This window comes from uncultured Mailhella sp. (assembly GCF_944324575.1).
Classification (GTDB): Bacteria; Desulfobacterota; Desulfovibrionia; order Desulfovibrionales; family Desulfovibrionaceae; genus Mailhella.
Genome location: NZ_CALUWV010000170.1, coordinates 17162 through 40965, shown reverse-complemented (window position 1 = coordinate 40965; position 23804 = coordinate 17162). Strand labels below are relative to the sequence as shown.

Sequence of the window (23804 nt, the reverse complement as noted above, 5' to 3'; positions counted from 1 at the left end):
CTGCTAGGGCGCGGCTGGTAAGAAAGCCTTACAGGCGCATAAGAGGAACCACCGGCTATGCCGGTGGGGCCCCATTTGTGACTGTCCGGGCGCATTCTGGGATCGGGTGTGGTTTCCCGTTGAAAATCTCCTCGTCCGTGCCAGAGAGACGGAAGCACGGAACGTCGTGCGCTTCCCCTGCCGGGACGCCTTGCAGAAAAAGGGCGAGGTGAAACGGCGCTTCGGAAAGTGAGGAGCCGGGGACTGTTCATCGGGGGCCGAGCGGGCTATACTTTTGAACAGAAGCCAGTTCTTTGGGCTGCCGCTCGGCATGACGGAAGTTTTTCAGGCAAGGATGAATTCAACTGAGGGAGCAACGATGAAGCATTTTGTCGTGGATGAAAAGGTATTTGACGCTCTGCCCGGATACTGCCTCGGCGTGGTGGCGGCCCGGGGACTGGACAATGCCCGTGAAAACGGAACCATTGCCCGTATGCTGGAGAAAAGCGCCGCCGAATTTGCCGGAGAGTTCCGGGACGTGAACGTGAGGGAACTTCCTTCCGTTGCCGCATACCGCGCGGCGTTCACGAAGCTGGGAATGAACCCCAACAAGTTCATGTGCTCCATCGAGGCCCTGACGAAGCGGGTGCAGAAGAGCGGTCATCTGCCGCACATCAATCCCGTGGTGGATCTCGGCAACGCGTTTTCTCTTAGGTATCAGCTGCCCATGGGCGCGCACGATGTGGACAGGCTGGAAGATTGCGGCATGGCCATACGTTTTTCCACGGCACAGGATCATTTCCTCGGCATGGGGGAGGAGAAGGCTGAAGCCATGCCGGAAGACGAACTTGTGTATGTGAGCGGCCGCACCGTGAAGACAAGGCGCTGGATATGGCGGCAAAGTGACGACGGCAAGATTACGGAAGCGACCAGTCATGTCTTTTTCCCCATCGACGGCTTTGAGGACGTCAACGGGAAGGCGGTGCTCGCGGCGCGCGACGAGCTTGCCGGATTCCTGCGGCAGGAGTTTCACTGCGAGGTCTGGACGGGATGGATCAACGACAAGAATCCTGTGTTCGACTTCTCCTGGACATAGCGGAACGTTTTTCACGTATTCTGCATGACAAGATCCGCCGCTCCGAAAAACGGGGCGGCGGATCTTGTCATGCAGGTTCCGCAGCCGGGAAGGGAAACGCCGCAGGCGTCCATGAGGTGCGGAGAAGAGGGGTGAACGTCAGCTCTTCGTGAAAAGTCCGGGCCATCTGTGTTTTTGCCGGAAATTTCCCACGAGGCGGAGGGAATGAGCCAGCGCAGGGGCACGGACGTCCATCATCGTTTTGCGGTGTTAACGCTCCTGCCGCCGACGGGGATGGCGTCATTTTTCCCGGGGCATGGGCAGGCCGAGCTGCTTCATTCTGGCCCGCAGGGTGGTGTAGTGAATGTCGAGTATCTGCGTGACGCTGTTTTCTCCGGTCAGCTTACCTCCGCATTTGTCCAGCACGGCACGGATATACCGGTTTTCCATTTCCACCAGCGTGGGCCAGTCTGAGGAGTTTTTGTCCGTCCCGGCGGAAGGCCACGGCGCCTGACCGGAGTCATCCCGTTCGATCTGAAAGTGCAGAGCTCCGCTTTTGCCGCGGGCGAGAATCATGGCTCGCTCTACCACGTGTTCCAGCTCGCGCACGTTGCCCGGCCAGCTGTAGGCATAGAGTCTGGCCAGCTCTTCTTTCGGAATGCGCATGGTTTCCGGCAAATCGAACTGTGCCGCCTTGGTGTGCAGAAAGTGGCGCAGCAGTATGGGAATGTCTTCCTTGCGTTCGCGAAGAGGCGGTACGTGGATGGGAAAGACGCTGAGGCGGTACCACAAATCCTTGCGGAAGGTGCCTTCCCGTACTTTTCGCTGCAGGTCGGCATGGGTGGAGGCTATGATGCGTACGTCGAGGGAAACGGCGTGGGGGTTGCCGACGCGCATGATGCTTCTGTTTTCCAGCACGCGCAGCAGTCTCACCTGAGCGGAGAGCGACATTTCTCCGATTTCGTCCAGAACGATGGTTCCTCCCTGAGCCGCCTCAAAGTAGCCCCTTCGCGTGGTCAGAGCGCCGGTGAAGGCTCCTTTTTCGTAGCCGAAGAGTTCACTGTCCAGCAGAGTGTCCGGGATGGCGCCGCAGTTGACCTTGATGAGCGGACCGTTGCGCCGGGGGGAAAGTTCGTGGATGGAATCTGCTACGGATTCCTTGCCTACCCCGGTTTCCCCCATGATGAGTACGGTGCTTGAACAGGGGGCTACCTGTTCCACAAGATGACGAACATGGGAGAGGCCGGAGCATTCCACAAGCTTGTCGCTGCCGCAGGTCAGAGAGCGGTTGGAGGGAAGTGCCGGGCCTTCCAGGTCGTTGGCGAGTTCTTCGGCAAAGCCGCTGGTCACCTTCTGAAGGACGGACAGGTCTTCTTCCCGGAAGGCATTGTATTCGTCCGACCAGAAGTTGATGACGAAAATATAGGATTCTGTTCTGCACAGCGGCAGTCTTGCCAGAGAGCAGTGGCGCAGGAAGGGAAGCTTTTCCGCCGTGGGGTCTCCTTCCAGGTGTTTTTCCTTGTATGGGTCGAGATTGGCCACAATGAGGGGACTGTCCAGTTGCTCCCATAGCAGAAGAGGCAGCTGTCTTCCTTCTCTTTTTATATTAACAGGACGATTTTCCTGCGTATCCACCATGGTGATGACGTTGGACCAGTCCGCAGGAATATACAGGCCGTTGATGTGGGAAACGGCCAGCGGTCCTTCCAGAAAGTCCCGCAGACAGGTGCAGGTCTGAAAGAGGCCGCGGGTACGGTAGATGAGCTTGAAGGAAAGGGCACTGGCACGCAGGGAATCTTCGTCGAAATACATGGGGGAAAACCGGGTTCTTCTGAGGTGGAGTGGAGAGAAAAAACTATAGGCCGTTTTTTATAAAAACGCAAAGTTAAATGATGAAAACGCAAATAAAACGACAGGAATGTATCAGATAATACTGTGTTTTTATTAGATAATTATTTTGGTATGCATTTTGCATTGAAGACAGAGCAAAATTCATCAATACGCCCTCCATCGCAATAAGGAGAAACACATGCCCCCGGTCATCAATCAGGATTTATGTATCGGCTGCGGTACCTGCGCCGACATCTGTCCCATGAACGTCTTTGAGCAGGAAGCCCCGAAAATGGTTCCGACCGTCGCGTACGGAGAGGAATGCTGGCATTGCAACGCCTGTGTGCTCGACTGCCCCAAGAAAGCGGTATCATTGCGCATTCCCCTCAACTACATGCTGCTGCACGTGGATGCGGCCCAGTTCAAGGAGTAGGTCATGCTCACGCTGAAAAATACGTTGGAAACGGATGTTCTGGTTATCGGCGGCGGCATCGGCGGCCTGTGTGCGGCCATTTCCGCAGCTCAGGGCGGTGCAAAGGTCATCGTGCTGGAAAAGGCCAACAGCAGGCGCAGCGGTTCCGGTGCCACCGGCAACGACCATTTTACCTGCTATTATCCCAAGGCTCACGGCAACGACATGGCTCCCATTCTGAAGGAGCTTCTGGACAGCATGCTCGGTCTCTGCCACGACACCAGGCTGTCGGTGCGTTTCCTCGAACGCTCCATCAGCATTGCGGACAAGTGGCACGAATGGGGCATCAACATGAAGCCCTTCGGTGACGACTATGTGTTCATGGGGCATGCCTTCCCCAACCGTCCGCGCATTTTCCTCAAATATGACGGCCACAACCAGAAGCAGGTGCTCACCGCTCAGGCAAAGAAGGCCGGGGCCGTCATACTGAACCATCATCCCGTGCTGGATCTTCTGCGCAACGATGAAGGCATTACCGGCGCCCTGGCCCTCGACATGAGCGGCAAGGAACCTTCCTACACCGTGGTTCGTGCGAAAAAGGTAATTATCGCCACGGGTGCTGCTTCCCGTCTCTATCCGCCGGCGGGTACTCCGGGCTGGCTGTTCAATACCGCCTTCTGCCCTTCCTGCACCGGCGCGGCTCAGGCGCAGAGCTGGCGTATCGGCGCCAAGCTCGTGAACATGGAGCTGCCCAATCGTCATGCCGGGCCCAAGTATTTTTCCAGAGCCGGCAAGAGTACCTGGATCGGCGTTTACCGTTATCCCGACGGCAAGCTGCTCGGCCCCTTTGTCACCAAGGCGACGAGGGAAGTGGGCGACATCACCTGCGACGTGTGGAACTCCGCCTATTCCGACGTGCTCATGAACGGCAGAGGCCCCGCCTACATTGACTGCACGGGAACCGGTCCTGAAGACATGAAGTTCATGCGTGCCGGTATGATAAGCGAAGGTCTCGGCGCGCTGCTCGATTACATGGACGACAAGGGCATAGATCCCTCGAAGCACGGCGTGGAGTTCATGCAGTATGAACCTCACCTCATCGGACGCGGCCTTGAAATCGACATCAACGGCGAAACGTCCGTACATGGCCTCTATGCCGCCGGCGACATGGTCGGCAACTTCCGTTCCGACATTTCCGGCGCCGCCGTCTGGGGCTGGATGGAAGGCGAGCACGCCGCGGCCAATCTGGAAAGCGGCTCTCTGGTCGAAGCCGAGAAGTCGGAATGGGCGCAGGAGCGCATGGCCTACTACGACTCGTTCCTGACCCGTCCTTCCGGGGCGCACTGGAAGGAAGCCGCCCTCGGTCTGCAGCAGATCATGGGCGACTACGCCGCCGCCGGTCCGCACAGAGTCCGCTCCGAAACGCTGCTTTGCGCCGGTCTGAAATATCTTGCCGACCTGCGCCGCAATGCCGAAGCCAACGTGAAGGCGGCCAACGCCCACGAACTTCTGCGTGCCGTGGAAGCCTTTGAACTCATGGACAACGGCGAAGTCATCATGCACGCCGCCCGTGAGCGCAAGGAAAGCCGCGGCATGCATCAGCGCTCCGACTACACCTTCACCAATCCTCTGCTGTCGGATAAGTTCCTGACGGTACGCAAGGAAAACGGAAACGTCATTACGGAATGGCGTCAGCGCTGGTCCGCGTAGCCCGGCCCGAACCCTTTTCTCTCCGGACCGGTTCAAAGCTCGGCTCCAGACCGGTCGGGAGATGTTTTCTTCTTCATGAGAAGAGCATGCGGAAGGCGTGAGAGGCCTTCCGCTACTCCGAAGTCCCCGTGCACGCACAGCCGGGCGACTTTGTGAAAGCCGTATACTGGAGACATCATGGCACTGGAAAAACTGCTTACCCCGGGGCGCATCGGCGGCATGGAACTCGACAACCGCCTTGTTTTCGCCCCCATAGCCACCCGCGGAGCCGGGCCGGAAGGCACGCTCAGCGATGCTCTGGCACGTTTTTATGAGGAAAGAGCAAAAGGCGGCATGGGACTTGTCATCATGGGCCACACCTACTGCTGGCGGGAGGAACAGACCGACGGCGCCATGGGCCTGTGGTGCGATGCCCATATCCGTCCTCTTGCCGAGTTGATGAAGCGCATGCATGCCTATGGTCCCAAGGTGGCCGTGGAGCTCGGCGGTCGAGGTACGCGCCGTCCCGACGGGCATTCCATCGCTCCTTCGCCCGTGCGTTTCGCTTTTGAAGACAGAATTCCCAAGGAAATCTCCGTCGAGCAGATTGAATATTTCGTGGAGTGCTACGGGCAGGCCGCCCGCCGCGCGCGTGAAGCCGGTTTCGATGCGGTGGAAATACACGCCGCCCACGGCAAGCTGGTGAGCCTTTTCCTTTCGGCCTACAGCAACAGACGTACCGACGCCTACGGCGGGAGCCTTGAGAAGCGCACGCTTTTCCCCCGTCAGATCGTGCAGGCCATACGCAGGCAGGCAGGCGAGGATTTTCCCATCATCTTCCGCTTCAGCGTGGACGACATGGTGGAGGGCGGAAACACGCTGGAGGACGGCAAGGAAATTGCCCGCATCATGGCGGCCGAGGGTGTGGACGCCTTCGAATGTTCTGCCGGCAATCAGGAAAAGGGCTGGAACACGTCCTTCAACTATTTCTTCCCCCGCAACTGCCTTGCTCATCTGGCCCGTCCCATCGGGGAGGCTTCGGGCAAGCCCGTCATCACCGTAGGCAAGGTTCACGACCCGCTTGCCGCCGAACTGCTTCTGGAAGAGGGGGCGGCGGATTTCATTTCTCTCGGTCGCCCCTTCATCACTGATCCCGAGCTGCTCATCAAGGCCAAGGAAGGACGCTACCGCGACATCAAGCGCTGCATCTACTGCCTGAACTGCTTTACCTACAAGTCCCGCAAGGACCGCATCCCCACGCCCGGCATCACCTGCACGGTGAACCCCGCCGCCATGCGCGAAGCCGAATTCCCCACGCCCGAACCTGCCGCGACGCCGAAGCGCATCCTCATCGCAGGCGGCGGTCTGGCCGGCATGGAAGCCGCACATACGCTGGCCGAGCGCGGTCATCACGTGGATTTGTATGAAAAGGCCGACGAGCTCGGCGGTCAGTGGATTGTTGCCGGCAAGGCGTCCTACAAGTCCGATTTCCGCACGCTCATTCCGTGGATGATGAATGCCATGAAGCAGGCCGGCGTGCATGTCCATACGGGCGTGGAAGTGAACCGTGCACTGCTTGAGAAGGAACACCCGGACGTGGTGGTACTCGCCACGGGCGCCGTGCCCCGCGGTCTTCCTCCGGTGGACCGTCCGGCTCACGGCGGACCTTCCGTAGTGCAGGGCATGGACGTCATCATGGACCGTGCCGAAGTCGGGGATCGTGTGGTTGTCGTCGGCGGCCGGTACATCGGCATGGAAGTGGCCACCAAGCTCGCAAAGCAGGGCAAGGACGTTTCCCTGCTCGAAGCTCTGGAAATCGGACATGGCGGCATTCCGCGTCTTGTGGGCATCTACCGCAACGAAATGGTGCAGGCCAAGGTCCGCTTCTATCCCAATTCCCCTCTCCTGCGTCTGAACAGCGAAGGCGTGGATGCTGCAAACAACGGCTCCATGCTCACGCTTCCCTGTGATACCGTGGTGCTGGCCATAGGCACGGTGCCGGTGAACAGCCTTGTTGCCGATCTTGAGGCGCTTGGTCTGGAATATCATGCCATCGGCGACTGCCGCCAGATTGGGGATGCGCTTTACGCCATCCGCGAAGGCGCGCTTCTCGGTCGCAGACTCTGATTTTTGCATTCATGGCGAGAGCCATAGATTAACCTGTTTTTCCAAGGAGATTCTTATGAACACCACGTTCCGCAAACTCGGTAAGGTCTGCGCTGCCGTCCTGCTCGCCCTTGGCATGGTTGCCCCCGCTCAGGCCGCCTATCCTGAAAAGCCCATCACCGTCATCATCCCCTTCGGCGCCGGTACCGGCGCCGACAACAACTTCCGTGCCGCCCAGCCTTTCTATGAAGAGGCGCTGGGCGTGAAGATCGTGACCGACTACAAGGCCGGTGCGGGCGGCGTGGTCGGCGCCAACTACTACATGAGCACCAGGCCCGACGGCTATACGCTGCTCTTCTACAATTTCCCCCACATCTCTCTGCAGCAGGTCTTCCAGAAGACCTCCTACAACACCGACAACCTCGTTCCGATTGTGTCGTCCGTGCTTTTTGACGAAATCATCACCGTTCGTGAAGACAGCCCCTTCAAGACGCTTGAAGACCTCATCAAGTACGCCAAGGAGAACCCCGGCAAGGTGACGGTGGGCAACACCGGATCCTACAGCTCCAACCACCTCACCTTCGCATCCTTCGTCAAGGAAACCGGTGTCGACATGGTCCGCATTCCCTTTGAGAACGGCACGAAGCTGAACGTGGCTCTGCTTGACGGTCAGATTGACGCCGCCTGCTCCAACGCTCAGTGGCTGACTACCCACAAGGGCAAGATTCGCGCTCTGGCTTCGGCCTCCAAGGAACGCATCATCGAAGGCGTGCCCACCTTTGCCGAATACGGCATCAACATGGACGGCTGCACCATGTTCAACTGCCTCATCGGCCGCGCCGACATGCCCAAGGAAGCCCTGGACTATCTGACCAGCCGTCTTGCCACCCTGCGCGACAACAAGGACCTGGCTGCCTCCATTGCCAGAATCGGTTCCACTTACGGCTTCCAGGACAGCAATGATCTGAAGGAAACCATCGCCAAGATGGACGCCAAGGTTGAAAGTCTGAAGGATACCATCAAGGCTACGGCGGATTGAGGTCGGCATGGTGGAAGCCTGCATCGCAAAGAGTCTGTGCTTCCTGAAAAATATGTGATTGCCGGGAAAACAGTGTTCCCGATACGTTCCTTTTTTCTGGGAATTGTCAGTGAAGAAAAAAGAACCGTCAGACAGGTTTTGCCTGACGGTTCTTTAAAAATTGGCCAAGCCCTTATCGTAAGGATATAGTATGTTAGAATTACTATGGGACGGACTTGTAACATGTCTTGCACCTATCAATATACTGGCGATAGCGCTTTCCGTGTCGCTGGGAATCATAGTGGGGGCACTGCCCGGTTTCGGCGCCTCCATAGGCATGATTATTATTCTGCCGTTGACCTATACCATGGACCATACAACGGCCCTTATAGCACTTTCCGGTGTTTATGTCGGATGTGAATATGGCGGGTCGATTTCTTCCATACTTCTGAATACACCTGGAACATCGGCGGCCATGGTCACGGCCTTTGATGGCTATCCCATGGCACGGCAGGGAAAGGCGAGAGATGCCCTTCTTATTTCCAATATTGCCTCCTTTACGGGCGGCATCATGTCGGCTTTAAGCATGCTTTTTTTCCTGCCGCTGCTTGCTCCTTTTGTTATTAAATTTGGTGCCGTGGAACTCTTTTTGCTGGCAGGTATGGGCCTTTTTCTCGTTGGAGCCATCAGCTCGCAGGACCCTCTTAAGGGTATCATTTCTGCGGCACTCGGAGTGTTCACCACGTGCATAGGTGTAGACGCCTATGTTGGCAATCCCCGTTTCACACTCGGAAGCATTGAGCTTATGGGCGGTATTCCGTTCATTCCCGTCATGCTCGGTACGTTTTCTCTCCCCAGCCTGCTGTCCATGGTCATGAGTACCAACTGCACGCTGGATCAGGAAATCGTTTTTGAAAAGGTCAGAATGCGCGACAATATTTCGGCGTTCAGTCGTCTATGCCGGTTGCTTTTTGGCAAAATGAAGATGCTTCTTTTCCGCTCTGGACTTATTGGTGTCGGCGTTGGCATCGTTCCCGGCGTTGGCGGCTCCGTGGCCACCATGCTTGCCTACTCGGATGCAAAGCGTTCCTCCAGCGAACCGGAAAAGTTTGGCAAGGGGTCGGCTGAAGGGATCGTCGCTTCGGAATGCTCCAACAATGGTCTTGTGGGCGGCGCCTTCATTCCCGTGCTTGCGCTGGGCATTCCCGGGTCTCCCGCCGCTGCGGTGTTTATGGCCGCCATCTTCATGCACGGCATGACTCCCGGTCCGAATTTCCTTACAGAACAGGGACCTGTCGTTTACATGGTTATTATGGCGTTGTTCCTGTGCGCGGTGATGCAGCTCCTCCTCGGTCTGTTCACCATAGGTTCTCTGGCCAACATCCTCCGCATTCCTTCGGACAAGCTTTTTCCTGCGGTTATCGTCATCTGTGCCATCGGCGCCTATGTTGTTCGAGGTCTTAATTTTGATATCTGGATTTTCGTCCTCTTCGGTATCGTCACATACTTCCTTGTCAGACTGGGCTTCAATCCCGGAGCGTACGCGCTCGGCGTCATTCTCGGTCCCATAGTGGAACGCTCCATGCTGGAGGCGCTGTCTCTGGCCAAGGCCAAAGGGGCGTTAGTGTACTTTATGAGCCGTCCCGTGGCTCAGGTCATGCTGATACTCATCATCCTGTACGTCGTATTCCGCGTGTATCAGGCTAGGCGTTCCGGTAAAACGGTGGCAAAGAAGGCTCTGGCTGGTGATATTCCCGGACTTTTCGAAGGAATGCGCGGCGCCGACCTTATTTCGGGCATCATCATGTTGCCGATAATCGGTGCTCTTGCCTCAGCACTTCCCAGCTATCCCGTCAAGACGGCCATGTTCCCTGCCATCGTGCTGGGCCTGCTGGCGCTGCTTATGTTGGCTGTTATTCTCAAGGCCGTGTTCAGGCCCGCAAAGTATGCCGGACAAACGGCAGCTCCCTTTGCCTGCATAAACTGGAAAGGCATAGGCATGCACGCCGTGCTGCTCATCGCCTATGTGCTGGGCATAAAGTACATCGGCTTCTACGTCGCATCGGCCGTGCTCATCTTCGTGCTCTGCAACATTCTGAAGAAGGACGAGCTCTCTTCCAGAGACGTGCTGTGGAACGTGGTGTTCACGGTCGTGTTCGTGGCCGTATGCTACGTCATCTTCTCTCTGGGCTTCGGCGTCGCCACGCCGAGAGGCATTCTGTTCTAGGCCCTTTATTCCCGTAAGCGGAACATCCGCCGGGGGCGGCATGCCGTACCGGCGGATGTTTCATATGTTTTTCATTCAGTATCGTCCGGAGAGATCCGACTCCTCGGGCGTACGAAGTTATGGCGTCACTGAGCGCCGCTTCGATAATGAGCTCTTTTGCGGGAAGGGGCTACTTTTCCGAAGAGCTCTTCCGGAAACGCGGGACGTTTCCCTCCAACCGGTTCAGAAGGAGCCGTACCATGTCTTTTTCTCATCTTTTCACTTCTGCAAAACTGGGCAATCTGGAAATTCCCAACCGTTATGTGCAGACTTCCGTGCAGACCAGAGGCGGAACGGAAGATGGTTTCGTAGGCCAGCCGCTGTTTGATTTTCACAGGGCGCGTCTCGGGCAGGCCGGACTTGTTACCGTGCAGCAGACCTTTGCCTGGCCTTCCGTAAAGCTGGCCCGCGGCCTTGCCCTGTGGGACGACAAGTATATCGAAAAGCTGGCCGAGCTGGCCGCGCTCATCAAGTCCGGGGGCGCAAAGGTATTTCTTCAGCTCGGAGGCGCAGGTTCGCGCGCGGGCACGAAAAAGGAATGCATCGCCCCTTCTCCGGTGAGAGGCTCGTGGGATCTTGTGGTGCCCCGGGAAATGACTCGTCAGGAAATACTGGACTACATCGAATGCTATGCTCAGGCCGGCAAAAGACTGTACGAAGCCGGGTTTGACGGTTTTGCCCTTCATGGCGGCTCCGGCAAGTTCATCAGTCAGTTCCTGTCTCCCTACAGCAACCGTCGTACCGATGATTTCGGCGGAAGCGCCAGAAAGCGCATCACGCTGCCCCGCATGATTGTGGAAGCCGTCCGTGAGCGTACCCGGTCGGACTTCCCCGTCTATATCCGCTTCCCCAAGTGCGATTACATGGAAGGCGGCATGACGCTGGAAGAGGGCATTGAGGAAATGGGATATCTGGCGGAAGCCGGAGTGGACGCCTTTCTCATGGCCGCAGGCGGTCAGGAACGCCTGTGGCACGGTGTGCCCATCTATGCCGAGGGCGAGGAGAGAAACGTTGAGGATACGGCCAAGGTCAAGAAGGCGCTTCCCGATGTGGCCATCATCGCCAGCTGCGGCATGCACGACCCGCATCTGGCGGATAAGATGATAGCTGAGGGTGTGGCCGACTTCATCGGTATCGCCCGGCCGCTGCTGGCCGATCCGGATTATGTGGGCAAGCTGCGCCGGGGCGAGGAGAACAGCATTCGCCGCTGTGTGCGCTGCAACAACTGCCAGACCTGGGCTTCCCGCCCGAGACTCGCAAACCGCGGCATGTGCTGTACCGTCAATCCTTCTCTGATGATGGAAGGCACCTATGTGCCGACTCCTGCTCCGACGCCGAAGAAAATTTATGTCGTCGGCGGAGGTCTTGCCGGAATGCGCTGTGCGCTGACGCTGGCCGAGCGCGGGCATCAGGTGGAACTTTTTGAAAAGACCGGGGAACTGGGCGGTCAGTGGCTGGTCGCTTCCGCCGGTAAGGACAAGGCAACCTTCCGCACGCTGGTTCCGTGGCTGCATGAGAACATGTTGAAGGCGGGCGTGGCCATCCATCTCAATACGGAACTGGACAGAGAGCGCATTCTCAGCGACAGACCCGATGACATCGTGTTGGCCACGGGTGCTACGCCCCGTCCGCTGACGGGTGTGGACGGGCTGGATAGCGGCATGAATATCGTCTATGCCATGGACGTTCTGCGCGGCAAGGTCGCCACCGGCGAGCGCTGTGTGGTGCTCGGCGGCCGGTATATCGGTCTGGAAACGGCGCTGGAGCTGGCGCGCGACGGCAAAAAGGTCTGCCTTGTGGAGCTGAATGAACTCGGGCGCGGACTCATTTCCCGCATCCGCGGCTGGCTGTTCAAGGAAATAGCCGCCTGTGACAATATCCGCCTCTTCCCCAACTCCTCCCTGTTCCGTCTGACGGAACACACGGTGGAAATTGCTCATGGTTCCGCGCTCTTCCCTGTGAAGGCCGATACGCTGGTGCTGGCCATCGGCACCGTGCCGGACAAAAAGCTGGAACAGGCACTGGAAGGCTGCGACATTCCCGTACATGCCATAGGAGACTGCGATCACATCGGCGATGCCTACGAGGCCATGGACCAGGGCCTGGCTCTGGGATTGAAGCTGTAACGTTTTTGGGGCGGGGTGTCTTTTAGCGCAACGCCTGACATGAGTACATAAGGGCCCCGCTTCCCGTGAAGCGGGGCCCTTATGTTCAGGCAAGGTGAGGCAGCACGGTGAGCGTATGGCTTTGTTTGTCCGGCAGCGCATCATCGCGTTTAGGCCGGTCTTGTGCAGGAGAATGTCAGGAGAATGCACGCGCCCAGATTCCTTTCGATCATGGAGGTCGATGATATCTCCTGAATCTTTTTGAAGAGCAGTCGTTTCGCTGTGAGGGAGCGCGACTGGCACAGGGCGTCCGGTACGCAAGAAAGAACATTGGTCCAGAGAGTGCCGGAGAGCGAGTATCTTTACAGGAAAGATGCGTGAGAGGCAGGACGTGGAGCCTGCTGCGGAAGTTGCAACGAAAATCCGGAAAGCGTCTCAGAAGGACGCTTTCCGGATTTTTACGGAGCTTTTTAGCAGGAGCGGAGTTCCGAGAATACAGCCTTATTTCTGTTCCTTGCTCTTGGCTATGGCGACCACTACGCCGGAGAGGGCCAGCAGACCTATGAGGTTGGGCAGCACCATGAGGCCGTTGAACATGTCGGACATGTTCCACACAAGGTTCACCTTGAGGCCGGAGCCGATGATGATGAACACGACCACGATGGTGGCGTATATTTTGACGTATTTTGCCCCGAAGAGCGCCTTTACGTTGGCCTCGCCGAAGAAGTACCAGCCGATGATGGTGGAGAAGGCGAAGAAGAACAGGCAGATGGCGATGTAGATGTTGCCGAAGGAGCCGAACACGGTGTCAAAGGCGATCTGGGCGAGCTCAGTACCGGTGCTGCCGCAGTTCCACACGCCGGTGATGACGATGACAAGGGCCGTGCAGGTGAGAACGACGAAGGTGTCGATGAACACGCCCATCATGGCCATCATGCCCTGATCGTCGGGATGGTCGACCTTGGCGAGCGCGTGGGCGTGCGGCGTGGAGCCCATGCCTGCCTCGTTGGAGAAGAGGCCGCGGGCCACGCCGTAGCGCATGGCTTCGCGCACGGTGATGCCGAGCGCGCCGCCGCCCGCCGACTGGGGATCGAAGGCCATGACGAAGATGGTCTTGAAGGCCCCGGGCAGCGCGGTGATGTTGGCGAAAATGATGACGAGGCAGCCGCCCACGTAAAGCAGAGCCATGAGAGGCACGAGCTTTTCCATGACCCAGGCGATGCGTTTGGCGCCGCCTATGAAGATGGCCGCGGAAATGATGGCGACCACCACGCCCACGAGCACGGGAGAGAGGCCGAAGGCCGTGCTGAAGGCCGCGCCTATGGAGTTGGACTGCACCATGTTGCCCATGAAGCCGAGGGCCAGAATGATGGCCACGGAAAAGAAGCCCGCGAGCAGCCTGCCGAAGGTGCCCGTGAAGGCCGCGCGGATGTAGTAGGCCGGTCCGCCGACGGTTTCGCCGCGTTCGTTGGTGGTTTTGTAGCGCTGGGCGAGCACGGCTTCGGAATAGTTGGTGGCCATGCCGAAGAAGGCGCTCAGCCACATCCAGAATATGGCTCCGGGGCCGCCGGCGGCAATGGCCGTGGCTGCGCCGGCGATGTTGCCCGTGCCCACCTGCGCGGCCACGGCCGTGGCCAGCGCCTGGAAGGAGCTCATGCCGGTGTGGTCAGCGCTTTCACCGTGCAGGGAAATGTTGCTGAAAAGACGGCGGAAGGCATGGGGAAACCTGCGCAGCTGTATGAAGCGCAGCCGGAAGGTGTAGAAGATGCCCGTGCCGCAGAGCAGAAAGAGCAGAAGCCAGCCCCAGAGCACGCCGTTGACCGCATCGACTATCTGACTGATGATTTCCATGGGAACATTCCTTCGAGCGCATGGGGAAGCGCTGCCGCTCCCGTGCGATCTCTGTTTCAGGGTACAAAAAAAGAGCAAATCCATGAGATTTGCTCCAGAGAAACGCTTAGGGATGAAGCGGCAGGTATGGTCGAGCGGCAGGATCCTAAGCTCTGTCCTTTGGCCTGAGAGTTTCAGCTTTCGCCTTGCACCTTCGGCACCCAAACGGGATTCTCCAGAGCTCCCTCCACTGCTAGTCGGCCTTGCGGCGTTCAGGCAGCTTCTACGGGATCATGTGCCTTCCCCGGAAAGGCGGACAAAAAAGTAGTATGATTTGCTCATAAATGTCAATAATGTACCGGCGTTCAATTAATATGCTGTTTTTACTGTTATTTTTTAATACATACATGATATTTCCCAAAGATTGCCTGTCCCGGTCCCTGCGTCTTCCGTGTTTCGTGTCTCGGCCGGAGTGCCTGAAGGGCTCATGCCTCGGCGGGCGAAACTGTGAAAGCCGCTGGGAAATAAGGCCGCTCCCTCTTGCGCCTTTTAACGAATTCTGCCAATCTGACCGCAAAAACAACAGGAGATCGTCATGCTTCAGACCATTGCTCCGCGCAAGGCGTACGAGATGCTGCAAAACGGGCAGGCCCGTCTCATTGATATCAGGGAAACCTCGGAATATGCCGAAAACTTCATTCCTCAGGCGCGTCTGGTACCGCTGTCCATCGCCCGTCTGTACTCCGTCAAGGACGAGGATGCGCCGGACAAGCCGGTGATCTTCTTCTGCCGTTCCGGCAGGAGAACGGACAAGGCCGCCGATGAGCTTAAGACCCTCGCGGGCGACACGCAGGCCTGGCAGATGGAAGGCGGTCTCAACGGCTGGATGAAGGAAGGGCTGCCGGTACGGCATGAGAAGACGGTCATGCCGCTGTTCAGGCAGATCCAGATAGGCGCGGGGTCTCTCGTGCTTCTCGGCATACTGGGCAGCTTTGTGTGGCATCCCATGTTCTGGCTGTCCGCCTTTGTGGGGGCCGGGCTGGTCTTCGCCGGGGTCACGGGCTTCTGCGGCCTCGGGCTTCTGCTGGCGAAAATGCCGTGGAACAGACGCTGATTGTCGGCATAGGGACGCAAAAAACGCCGGGAGATGTTCTTCCGGCGTTTTTTCATGTTCGGGGAAGATGACGGGATGAGCCGAGACAGAACGGCTCAGGATTCGCAGAGCCGCGTTTTTTGACGCCCCGTTCGGATCAGGAACGTCCGCGCCCTTTTTTCCCCGTTTTGAAAAGAAAGGCCCCCAGAGCAAGACACGCACAGGCGCCGACCACGATGAGCAGCGCGTTTTCCAGACCTTTTCCATGGGCGATGAAGCCGAGCATGGGCGGGAAGAAGAGAAGACCGCTGTAGGAGAGAATGGAGACCACGGCGCTGGCTCTTCCCGCGCTGATGCCGGGGCAGTTTCCCGCGCGGCTGAAGAGCGTGGGCACGATGGGAGAAAGCCCCGCGCCCATGAGTGCGTATCCTGCAAGGCATGCGACCGGCAAGGGAGAAAGCAGCACGATCAGCATTCCGGCCAGCGCCAGCAGTGAGCCTCCGAGCATGAGTATGAAATCGCTCAGCGTGCGGCGCAGGCTGTCGCCGAAAAGACGGCAGAACACGGTGGTGACGGAAAAGGCCGCGAACACGAGCGCGGCGGTGTGTTCGCCGGCGCCTTTGACGGTGAAAAGCAGAAGGCTTCCCCATTCTGCCACGGAGCCTTCAGAGGAGTAGGCAAGCATGGCAAGAATGCCGCAGACGACCACAAACGGGGGCAGCGTGCGGGAAGTTTCCTTTCGTTCGGCGGGCGATGCGGGAACGTCGTCGAGAAGCCGCGGCGAGGCCCATGTCCGAAAGCAGGCGTAAAGCCCCAGAATGCAGACTGCGTTGAAAAAAGGACTCAGACCGAGCCCCGCAAAGGCCGCCCCGGTCAGCGACCCCGTGACGCCTCCCAGACTGTAGGCTGCGTGCATGAAGGACATGCACGAGATGCGGTAGCGCTGCTCTATCTGAATGCCCTGCGTGTTCATGGCCACGTCCGCAAGTCCCATGCTCGCGCCGGTGAGCAGGCATCCTGCACCGAGCTGAAGGGGAGTTCGGGCAAGACAGCACAGGGGAATGGCGGCAAGCAGAACCAGGGAAGCCCTTGTCAGAATGAGCCGGCTTCCCCATCGGGCAATGAGATGACTGCTGCTGAACAGGGCGGCAAGACTGGACAGGCCGAGGCACAGCAGAAGAAGTCCGATTTGAGACTCGTCGGCCCCGGTCTGCATTTTCAGCGCCGGCAGTCGGGAGGTGAGCAGGCCGTAGGAGAGGCCCGGGCAGAGAAAGAAATACGCGCATGCCGCGCGTGCGGAGGAAAGTTCGGTCCGTTTCATGTGATGGCAGCCTTGGCGGGTTGTTCGGTGAGCCGGAAGACTTTTCTCCGGCGGTTCTCGAGCGTAAACTACCGGGTAACACAAGGGTCAAGGAGAAAAGCGTGGGAAGCAGAACTTTTTTGAACATCGGGGAATTCGCCCGCCTGTGCCATACGACCAAGGAAACGCTCCTGCACTACGACAGAAAGGGGCTGCTCAGACCGGATCACGTGTCCGGGAACGGCTATCGCCGCTACAGCATGAAGCAGTTCTTCGATTTTGATCTCATTTCTCTTTTGAAGGAAACGGGGAGCACGCTGGAGGACATACGCAGGCACAGGGAAGGCTGCGGACAGGAAGGAAGACTCGGACTTGTCACGGAGCGCATTGCCGTGCTGGAAAAAGAGCAGGAGCGCCTTGCCCATCGTCTTTTCATGCTGAAGCAGCTGGCGGCCATGGCCGGAGAAGCGGTGTCCGCCGAGTACGACCGCCTGTTTTTCGAGCACAGGAGTGCGGCGGACATTCTTGTCTATCCGGTGGATTCGGAGAAGATTGCGGGCCGGGAATCGAGCGTGGAATGCTATTCCCGGTGTCTGATGCAGAGTCTCATGGACGGCAACGCCATTGATCCGCCGCTCGGCGTTATCATTCCCCGGGAATATGCCCGGACGGGGACCTTCCGCATATGCAGCATATTTACTGCCGCATGGCAGCGTTCCGGTCTGGAAAATTCAGGGCGAGTGGATGGGGGAGAGCATGCCTGCCTTTTCCACAGAGGAGACATGCAGAGTCATGCACAGGCCTTTTTGCGGATGATGAGGGAGCTTTCGGACAGGGGCATGACGATCTGCGGGGATGTGTATGCCTATGATCAGATGAACTATCTGCTCGCTCAGCAGGATGACGACTACGTGGCAAAATACACGGTGCGGATAGAGAAGCGCTTGTCGTGAGATGTTCGTGGGGCACGATGCAGGGGCCGGGGGGCGGATTCCGGTCCTTGCGTCGTGCCGTGTTCCGGCGTCGTTCAGCGCAGCGTGGGGTCGAGCCTGTCGCGCAGCCAGTCGCCCAGAATGCAGGCCGAAAGGGTCACGCAGAAGATGACCGTACCGGGTGCGACGGATATCCACCAGGCGTTGATGAGATAGTTGCGGCCTTCGCCCAGCATGGCGCCGAGGCTGGTCAGGGGCGGCTGTATGCCGAGTCCGAGAAAGCTGAGGGAGGACTCGAGCAGCACCGTGCTCGGAAAGTTGAGCGTGAACTGAACGATGAGCACGCCGGCGATGTTGGGAAGTATGTGCCGAAGATAGATGCGCAGGGGAGAGGCGCCCATGGCCCGCACGGCGGCCACATAGCCACGGGCGGAGGCGGAGCGGGCAAGGCCCCTGGTGAAGCGGGCGAAGCGCTCCCAGCCGTTCAGTCCCATGACGGCGACAAACAGGCCGAGACTGTTGCCGAGAAAGGCCAGAATGGCCAGAGCGATGAGCACGAAGGGCATGGATGCCTGAAAGTCCACCAGCATCATGACCATTTCGTCGGTCCAGCCTTTTCTGTGCGCCGCAAGAAAGCCCAGAATCGTGCCCATGGTGCAGGAAATGAGCGTTCCGGCAAAGGCGACGAGCAGGCTGATGCGCACGGCGTAGAGCAGACGGGAGAAGATGTCCCTGCCGAGGAAGTCCGTGCCGAGAAGTCCGGACTTTCCGCCCAGCCATACGGGCGGACTGAGCCTGGAGGCAAGATCCTGCGTGGCGTAGCCCGTGGGAGCGAGCTGTTCGGCGAACAGGCCGCAGAGAAAGAGCGTGGCAAGAACGAGCGCACTGATGACGACGAGCAGCGGATAGCGCACCGGAGGTTTGCAGCGGAAGTTGTCGGCATCGTCGTGCTGTGCGAAGGGAGAGCGCTCGTCGGCAGACGGCGCGACATTCATGGATGCGGCGGAAGCGGCGTCGATGGCTTTGTTCATGGCGTTGTCCTTGTCAGTTTCCGGCCCGCTCGGAGCGGATGCGGGGGTCAAGCCAGCCGTAGGCCATGTCCACCAGCAGGTTGCAGATGATCATGCTGGCCGCGATGATGAGAACGATGGTCTGCACCACGGCAAGATCGCGGTAGTTGACCGACTGCACGAGAAGGCGGCCTATGCCGGGCCAGGCGAACACGGTTTCCGTAACCAGCGCGCCGCCGATGACGGAGCCGAGCTGAAGCCCGAGAATGGTGATGACGGGTATGGCGGCGTTGGGCAGAACATGACCGAAGATAAGTCTTGAAACGGAAAGCCCCTTGGCTTTTGCGGCCATGACGAAGGGCTGCCCCAGCACGTCGAGCACGGCGGTACGGGTAAAGCGGGCCACGATGCCCGCCGTGGCCGTGCCCAGCGTGATGACGGGCATGATGAGATGTTCCGGCGTGGCGGAGCCTGAGCTCGGCAGCAGGCGCAGCTTGAGCGAGAAAAGCAGTATGAGCAGTATGCCGAGAAAGAAGTTTGGCATGCTGTAGCCCATGACGCTGACCGATGTGGCCAGTCTGTCGAGAAACGTGTTTCTGCGGAAGGCCGCACACAGGCCGAGAGGAATGCCGAGGCAGATGGACAGCGCAAACGAGCACAGGCCGAGTCTGAGGGTGGCGGGAATGCGTTCCGTCACCACATCCAGCGCCGGGCGGGAGTCGCGGAAGGAATAGCCGAGGTCGCCGTGTCCCACGCTGATGAGATACTTTGCAAACTGTTCGGGCAGCGGACGGTCCAGTCCCCATGCCGTGCGGTAGGCGTCCTTGACCTCCTGCGGGACGTCGTCGGGAAACATGACTTCCGTGGGGTCGCCGGAAATGCGGAGGATGAGAAAGGTGAACGTGACCACCAGAAACATGGTCAGAAGTGCGCGAAGCGTTTTTCGCAGAATGAAGGCAAGCATGGTCACAGAGTCCCCGTGTCGGCAAAAAGTTCCGTAAGCACCCGCCCCTGCATCCGTTCCGGCACGGGAACGCCGAGCATGGTGAGCACGGTGGGCGCGATGTCGGGCAGGGCTGAAGGCTTCAGGCTTTCGTATCGGGAGCGCAGGAGTCGTCCCCCGGCAAGAAGCAGCGGGTTCATTTCACGTTTTCCGCATCCTCCGTGAAAGCCGATTTTCACGGAGCCTGAGGGAGCTCCGGGATTGCCGTCAGAGCCCGCCAGCGTGAATCGTATCTGAGGGCCGAGAGCATGGCTGCAGCGCGCGCCTGAGAGGGGGCGGACGCCGGGGTCCGGGAAGCGCTGCAGCAGAGCGTCGGCAAGAAACACGTCGTGACAGAGCGGTTTCAGCGTTTCGATCAGAGCGCGAAGGGGCTTTTCCCCGCACGGCCCGTCCAGCCTTGCGTGGCCGCTGGCGGCGTTCAGAATACGAAAGGTCGAGCCGTCCATGACGGCGGTGATCGCCTGTCCGTCCTCGGCAACGGTCGTCTCGAATCCGGCCGCCTGCAGGGCTGCGGGAATGTCGCGCTGAGCGTCGGCGTCGTCCATGCCGTGGTCGGCCATGAACAGAAGCTGCCAGCCCTGATCCCTGCCCTTTTTCTCCCACCATTCCATGACACGGCCGCACTGTTCGTCGATGACGGAAAGCGCCCTGTCGTGCTGCATGCTTCGTGTGCCGAAAAGATGACCGGCCATGTCCGGCTCGGGAAGCCAGCAGAGCGCGACGTCTGGCATGTCCGCGTCGATGCGTCCGAGCAGGACGGAAACGGTGTACGCCATGAGCGCCGGAGAATACGTGCCGTCGGCCTCGCGCACGGCAGGAACTGGACCGAACGCGCGTACCATGTCTTCATGACTTCCGTCCGGTGTGCACAGAGACGGTGTGCGCACCACAAGCCGCGTATGGCCGAGGGCTGCCGCGTCCCAGTCAAGAAGACTGCAGCAGCCGTCGGAGGCGGCCGCCACGGTAAGAAGGCTTCGTCCTGCTCCGGCGAGCGCTCTGCCGAGGTCCGGAACGGGCGGAACGCAGAGCGCAGGTTCGCTCAGCCTTTTTTTCCACTCCCGCAGATCTTCGGGAAGCCCGCTGTTGAAAAGACGTCCGTCCGGGGGAAGAAACTGGTAGTTTGCCGTGATGCCGTGCCGCTCCGGCCAGCAGCCGCTTGCCAGAGAAGAGGCGCACACGCGCGTTTCGCTGGGAAAGACGGAACGAGCCGCAGGAACGCTCGTCCACTCGCGGGCGAATCTTTTCAGATTCGGGGTGAGCTTCTCGCTCAGCATGTCGCTGCAGAAAGCGTCCAGCACCATGACGAGAACACGGGCCTTCATGCCGCAACGCCTCCGTTTTTGCAGGGGCCGATCAGCGAGGGGTCGTTGAGCAGAACGGCCGAAGCGCCGAGCTGTCGCAGACAGGCAAGGCGGGGAAGGGTGATGTCGCCGCAGCCGTGCTCCCTTGCTCCGGCCATGACCCAGAAGGGGCGGCCTTCGGCAAGACGGACGAGGCGCGGGTCGGCGGTGAGGTCTTCCTCCCAGAAGCGGACTGTGGTGCCGCCTGCAGCATAGAAATCGGGGATTTCCTCCGTGTGCGCAAGAAAACCCAGAACGGGATGCCGGGCGTCCATCTTCCGCCATTCCTTCACCTGTGAGGTGCAGCGCAGTCCGAGCGTCACGGCGTCGGCAGGCACGGCCATGGAAACAAGGAGCGCGTGTATCTTCGGCAGAGCGTCCTGTGCCTTCACGTCGAGAAGCAGGCGTCCTTTGCGTTCAAGCGCGAGGGCAAGGGCCTCTTCAAGCAGGCAGAGGTCGCGTCCGGCGTCGCAGAGCGTCTGACGTATGTCCGAGAGCGGCGTTCTGGCCACGGATTTTTCCGACCGGGCCAGACGTTCCAGCGAGGCGTCGTGCAGGCAGACGGGCACGCCGTCGGCGGAAAGACGAACGTCGGTTTCCACGGCCAGCACGCCGAAGTCGTAGGCGGCCGCGAAGGCGGCAAGGGTGTTTTCGGGAAAACGGGCGGAGTAGCCCCGATGGGCTATGGGAAGAAGCGGATGCATGGCGGTTGTCTCTGAGGGATGTTTTCAGTCGGTTTCGGGATAGTGACAGGCAACACGGTGGAAGAAGGGCGTCGAAGACGGAATGCCGGGCGCGGGACGCAGTTCGGGGACAAGACGGCGACAACGCTCATGAGCGCGGGGACAGCGCTCGATGAAGCGGCAGCCGGGCTGAATTTCAAGAGGACTCGGCGGTTCCCCTTTCAGAGAAGGCGAGTGACGCTTCATGCCGGGAACCGGCACGGGATTGGCGTCGAGAAGTGCTTTCGTGTAGGGATGAGCTGGATGGGAAAAGATGATGTCCACGGTCGCTTCTTCCACGATTCTGCCGAGATACATGACGGCGACGCGGTCGCATACGGTTCGCACCACGCCGAGATTGTGCGAAATGAAAAGGTAGGATACCCCGGTTTCGGCCTTCAGGTCTCCGAGAAGGTTGACCACCTGCGCCTGTATGGATACGTCGAGCGCGGACGTCGGCTCGTCGCAGACAATGAGCTTCGGCCGGGTGATGAGGGCGCGGGCCACCACGGCGCGCTGGCGCTGACCTCCGGAAAGCTCGTGCGGATAGCGGGCGGCCATGTCTTCGTTCAGTCCCACCTGAAGCAGTGTTTCGTTTACGCGGTTACGGATGCTGCGGGCATTCTTTTCGCCGTGTATGCGCAAAGGTTCAGCCACCTGTTCTCCTATGGACAGCCGGGGATTGAGCGTGCCCGCAGGATCCTGAAAAATAACCTGAAGATTGCGGCGCAGATACGAGAGCGATTCTTTCCGGCGCGAGCGGGAAAGGGTTCTGTCGGGAATCCGATGCTCTTCAAACCAGACTTCCCCCTCGGTCGGAGCAAGCAGGGCGCTTACCATGTTGCCCACGGTGGATTTGCCGGAGCCGCTTTCTCCGACGAGCCCCAGCGCCTCTCCGGGCATGATGGCAAAGGAAACGCCGTCCACGGCGCGCACCTTGCGGCGCGGACCGAACAGTCCTTCGCGTCCGGCGTCGAACGTGCGGACGAGGCGGCAGGCCCGAAGCAGTGCTCCGTGGTCGCCGGAACATTCAAATTCGTTCATGAGGCTCTCCTGAGCGCGGGTTTGAGGCAGGCGCACAGATGCTCGTCCCCTTCGTCGGCACGGAAGGTCGAATGTTCCCCCAGTCTCATGAGGGGAGGAACGCTTTGGGAACATTCGGTTGAGGCTTCGCTGCAACGCGGAGCGAAGGTGCACCCCGGCATGGCCTCGGTGAGAGGGGGGACCGTGCCGGGAATGGCCTCCAGTCGGCGCACGGTGATGTCGGTGCGGGGGCAGGCTCGCAGAAGGGCGCGGGTGTAAGGGTGCGCCGGGTGAGAAAAGAGTTCTTTCACGGGAGCGTTTTCCACGATGCGCCCGGCGTACATGACGGCCACGCGGTCGGCTGTCTGTGCCATGACGCCGAGATCGTGCGTGACGAGGACTACGGCCATGCGGCGCTCTTCGGAAAGACTTCTCAACAGATCGAGAATCTGTGCCTGCGTCGTCACGTCGAGTGCGGTGGTCGGTTCGTCCGCAAAAAGAAGACGGGGATTGCAGGCCAGGGCCATGGCAATCATGACACGCTGGTTCATGCCCCCGGAAAGCTGATGCGGATACTCGTCCATGCGCCTTGCGGAATCGGCAATGCCCACGCGGCGCAAAAGTTCCCGGGTACGATCCCTGAGCTCGTGCCGGGATGCTTTGGGATGGGCGAGACGCAGCGATTCTTCGATCTGGCTGCCGATGCGCCGTATGGGATCGAGACAGCTTGACGGATCCTGAAATATCATGGCGAGCGTTCTGCCGCGGAGTCGGCGGCGTTCCGATTCCGGCAGGTCGAAAAGCTCGCGGCCTTCAAGGCGCACGGAACCGGTAACGTGTGAAAAACGCCGCGGCAGAAGTCCCATGACGGCCATGCAGGTGACGCTCTTGCCGGAACCGCTTTCTCCGGCAATGCCCGCGATTTCTCCCGGACGAACGTCGAGACTGACATGACTTACGGCACGGACAATGCCGCGGGGACTCCAGAAGCGGACGCCGAGATTACGAATGGAAAGCAGCATGACGCGTATTCCTGAAGGCGGCGTGCGCCCGAAGGCGCACGCCGGCGGG

Annotated in this window: 18 protein-coding genes and 1 riboswitch; of the genes, 9 read left to right on the top strand and 9 right to left on the bottom strand. The window is 59.4% G+C overall.

Annotated features, from left to right (window positions below):
* Window positions 1–358: 358 nt before the first annotated feature.
* A complete protein-coding gene (locus Q0J81_RS11580; protein WP_294448045.1) occupies window positions 359–1075 on the top strand; it encodes a phenylalanine--tRNA ligase beta subunit-related protein in 717 nt (238 codons plus the stop codon).
* Window positions 1076–1354: 279 nt separating this feature from the next.
* On the opposite strand, the gene Q0J81_RS11575 is transcribed toward Q0J81_RS11580, so the two are convergent.
* Window positions 1355–2866, bottom strand: coding sequence for a sigma-54 dependent transcriptional regulator (locus Q0J81_RS11575; protein ID WP_294448036.1), 1512 nt, complete (start codon window positions 2864–2866; stop codon window positions 1355–1357).
* Between the two features lie 217 nt (window positions 2867–3083).
* Between Q0J81_RS11575 and Q0J81_RS11570 the strand changes: the two genes are divergently transcribed.
* The 6 genes from Q0J81_RS11570 (at window position 3084) to Q0J81_RS11545 (ending at window position 12501) form a co-directional block, all read left to right on the top strand.
* Window positions 3084–3317 carry a ferredoxin family protein gene (locus Q0J81_RS11570; protein WP_294448034.1) on the top strand — a complete coding sequence of 78 codons (234 nt, stop codon included), beginning with the start codon at window positions 3084–3086 and terminating at the stop codon, window positions 3315–3317.
* Window positions 3318–3320: 3 nt separating this feature from the next.
* Window positions 3321–5006, top strand: a complete 1686-nt coding sequence (locus Q0J81_RS11565) for an FAD-binding protein (RefSeq protein WP_294448032.1) — start codon at window positions 3321–3323, stop codon at window positions 5004–5006.
* Between the two features lie 177 nt (window positions 5007–5183).
* On the top strand, window positions 5184–7112 hold the full coding sequence (locus tag Q0J81_RS11560) for an FAD-dependent oxidoreductase (protein WP_294448030.1): 1929 nt from the start codon (window positions 5184–5186) through the stop codon (window positions 7110–7112).
* Between the two features lie 55 nt (window positions 7113–7167).
* Entirely contained in the window at window positions 7168–8130 is a 963-nt protein-coding gene (locus Q0J81_RS11555) for a tripartite tricarboxylate transporter substrate binding protein (protein WP_294448028.1), read from the top strand.
* Between the two features lie 190 nt (window positions 8131–8320).
* Window positions 8321–10336, top strand: coding sequence for a tripartite tricarboxylate transporter permease (locus Q0J81_RS11550; protein WP_294448026.1), 2016 nt, complete (start codon window positions 8321–8323; stop codon window positions 10334–10336).
* Window positions 10337–10575: 239 nt separating this feature from the next.
* Window positions 10576–12501, top strand: a complete 1926-nt coding sequence (locus tag Q0J81_RS11545) for an NAD(P)/FAD-dependent oxidoreductase (protein WP_294448025.1) — start codon at window positions 10576–10578, stop codon at window positions 12499–12501.
* A gap of 480 nt (window positions 12502–12981) precedes the next feature.
* Here Q0J81_RS11545 and Q0J81_RS11540 read toward each other — a convergent pair whose 3' ends face one another.
* Window positions 12982–14331, bottom strand: coding sequence for a sodium:alanine symporter family protein (locus Q0J81_RS11540; protein WP_294448024.1), 1350 nt, complete (start codon window positions 14329–14331; stop codon window positions 12982–12984).
* Between the two features lie 142 nt (window positions 14332–14473).
* Window positions 14474–14559, bottom strand: a riboswitch (glycine riboswitch).
* Window positions 14560–14905: 346 nt separating this feature from the next.
* Between Q0J81_RS11540 and Q0J81_RS11535 the strand changes: the two genes are divergently transcribed.
* Complete coding sequence (locus tag Q0J81_RS11535; protein ID WP_294448023.1) at window positions 14906–15424, top strand: rhodanese family protein; 519 nt, start codon at window positions 14906–14908, stop codon at window positions 15422–15424.
* A 136-nt stretch (window positions 15425–15560) separates the two neighbouring features.
* Here the strand turns inward: Q0J81_RS11535 and Q0J81_RS11530 are convergent, their stop codons facing one another.
* Complete coding sequence (locus Q0J81_RS11530; RefSeq protein ID WP_294448022.1) at window positions 15561–16808, bottom strand: MFS transporter; 1248 nt, start codon at window positions 16806–16808, stop codon at window positions 15561–15563.
* Between the two features lie 17 nt (window positions 16809–16825).
* Between Q0J81_RS11530 and Q0J81_RS11525 the strand changes: the two genes are divergently transcribed.
* Window positions 16826–17656 (top strand): MerR family transcriptional regulator, encoded by an 831-nt coding sequence (locus Q0J81_RS11525; protein WP_294448021.1) that lies wholly within the window; start codon window positions 16826–16828, stop codon window positions 17654–17656.
* 74 nt (window positions 17657–17730) lie between these two features.
* Here the strand turns inward: Q0J81_RS11525 and Q0J81_RS11520 are convergent, their stop codons facing one another.
* The 6 genes from Q0J81_RS11520 to Q0J81_RS11495 are packed head-to-tail and all read right to left on the bottom strand — an operon-like array spanning window position 17731 to window position 23755.
* Complete coding sequence (locus Q0J81_RS11520; RefSeq protein ID WP_294448019.1) at window positions 17731–18666, bottom strand: ABC transporter permease; 936 nt, start codon at window positions 18664–18666, stop codon at window positions 17731–17733.
* Window positions 18667–18679: 13 nt separating this feature from the next.
* Window positions 18680–19609, bottom strand: coding sequence for an ABC transporter permease (locus Q0J81_RS11515; protein ID WP_294448046.1), 930 nt, complete (start codon window positions 19607–19609; stop codon window positions 18680–18682).
* 2 nt (window positions 19610–19611) lie between these two features.
* Entirely contained in the window at window positions 19612–20970 is a 1359-nt protein-coding gene (locus Q0J81_RS11510; RefSeq protein ID WP_294448018.1) for an alkaline phosphatase family protein, read from the bottom strand.
* The gene (locus Q0J81_RS11505) at window positions 20967–21692 is read right to left on the bottom strand and encodes a glycerophosphodiester phosphodiesterase family protein (protein WP_294448017.1); all 726 of its coding nucleotides are present in this window, start codon (window positions 21690–21692) and stop codon (window positions 20967–20969) included. Before Q0J81_RS11505 ends, Q0J81_RS11510 begins: the two co-directional genes overlap by 4 nt.
* Window positions 21693–21716: 24 nt before the next feature.
* The gene (locus Q0J81_RS11500; protein WP_294448015.1) at window positions 21717–22754 is read right to left on the bottom strand and encodes an oligopeptide/dipeptide ABC transporter ATP-binding protein; all 1038 of its coding nucleotides are present in this window, start codon (window positions 22752–22754) and stop codon (window positions 21717–21719) included.
* A complete protein-coding gene (locus tag Q0J81_RS11495; RefSeq protein ID WP_294448013.1) occupies window positions 22751–23755 on the bottom strand; it encodes an ABC transporter ATP-binding protein in 1005 nt (334 codons plus the stop codon). Before Q0J81_RS11495 ends, Q0J81_RS11500 begins: the two co-directional genes overlap by 4 nt.
* Window positions 23756–23804 lie beyond the last annotated feature (49 nt).

Bases quoted from the DNA above. Each gene is read 5' to 3' on its own strand.
- Q0J81_RS11580 (WP_294448045.1), top strand. From the start codon at position 359: ATGAAGCATTTTGTCGTGGATGAAAAGGTATTTGACGCTCTGCCCGGA.
- Q0J81_RS11575 (WP_294448036.1), bottom strand. From the start codon at position 2,866: ATGTATTTCGACGAAGATTCCCTGCGTGCCAGTGCCCTTTCCTTCAAG.
- Q0J81_RS11570 (WP_294448034.1), top strand. From the start codon at position 3,084: ATGCCCCCGGTCATCAATCAGGATTTATGTATCGGCTGCGGTACCTGC.
- Q0J81_RS11565 (WP_294448032.1), top strand. From the start codon at position 3,321: ATGCTCACGCTGAAAAATACGTTGGAAACGGATGTTCTGGTTATCGGC.
- Q0J81_RS11560 (WP_294448030.1), top strand. From the start codon at position 5,184: ATGGCACTGGAAAAACTGCTTACCCCGGGGCGCATCGGCGGCATGGAA.
- Q0J81_RS11555 (WP_294448028.1), top strand. From the start codon at position 7,168: ATGAACACCACGTTCCGCAAACTCGGTAAGGTCTGCGCTGCCGTCCTG.
- Q0J81_RS11550 (WP_294448026.1), top strand. From the start codon at position 8,321: ATGTTAGAATTACTATGGGACGGACTTGTAACATGTCTTGCACCTATC.
- Q0J81_RS11545 (WP_294448025.1), top strand. From the start codon at position 10,576: ATGTCTTTTTCTCATCTTTTCACTTCTGCAAAACTGGGCAATCTGGAA.
- Q0J81_RS11540 (WP_294448024.1), bottom strand. From the start codon at position 14,331: ATGGAAATCATCAGTCAGATAGTCGATGCGGTCAACGGCGTGCTCTGG.
- Q0J81_RS11535 (WP_294448023.1), top strand. From the start codon at position 14,906: ATGCTTCAGACCATTGCTCCGCGCAAGGCGTACGAGATGCTGCAAAAC.
- Q0J81_RS11520 (WP_294448019.1), bottom strand. From the start codon at position 18,666: ATGAACAAAGCCATCGACGCCGCTTCCGCCGCATCCATGAATGTCGCG.
- Q0J81_RS11515 (WP_294448046.1), bottom strand. From the start codon at position 19,609: ATGCTTGCCTTCATTCTGCGAAAAACGCTTCGCGCACTTCTGACCATG.
- Q0J81_RS11510 (WP_294448018.1), bottom strand. From the start codon at position 20,970: ATGAAGGCCCGTGTTCTCGTCATGGTGCTGGACGCTTTCTGCAGCGAC.
- Q0J81_RS11505 (WP_294448017.1), bottom strand. From the start codon at position 21,692: ATGCATCCGCTTCTTCCCATAGCCCATCGGGGCTACTCCGCCCGTTTT.
- Q0J81_RS11500 (WP_294448015.1), bottom strand. From the start codon at position 22,754: ATGAACGAATTTGAATGTTCCGGCGACCACGGAGCACTGCTTCGGGCC.
- Q0J81_RS11495 (WP_294448013.1), bottom strand. From the start codon at position 23,755: ATGCTGCTTTCCATTCGTAATCTCGGCGTCCGCTTCTGGAGTCCCCGC.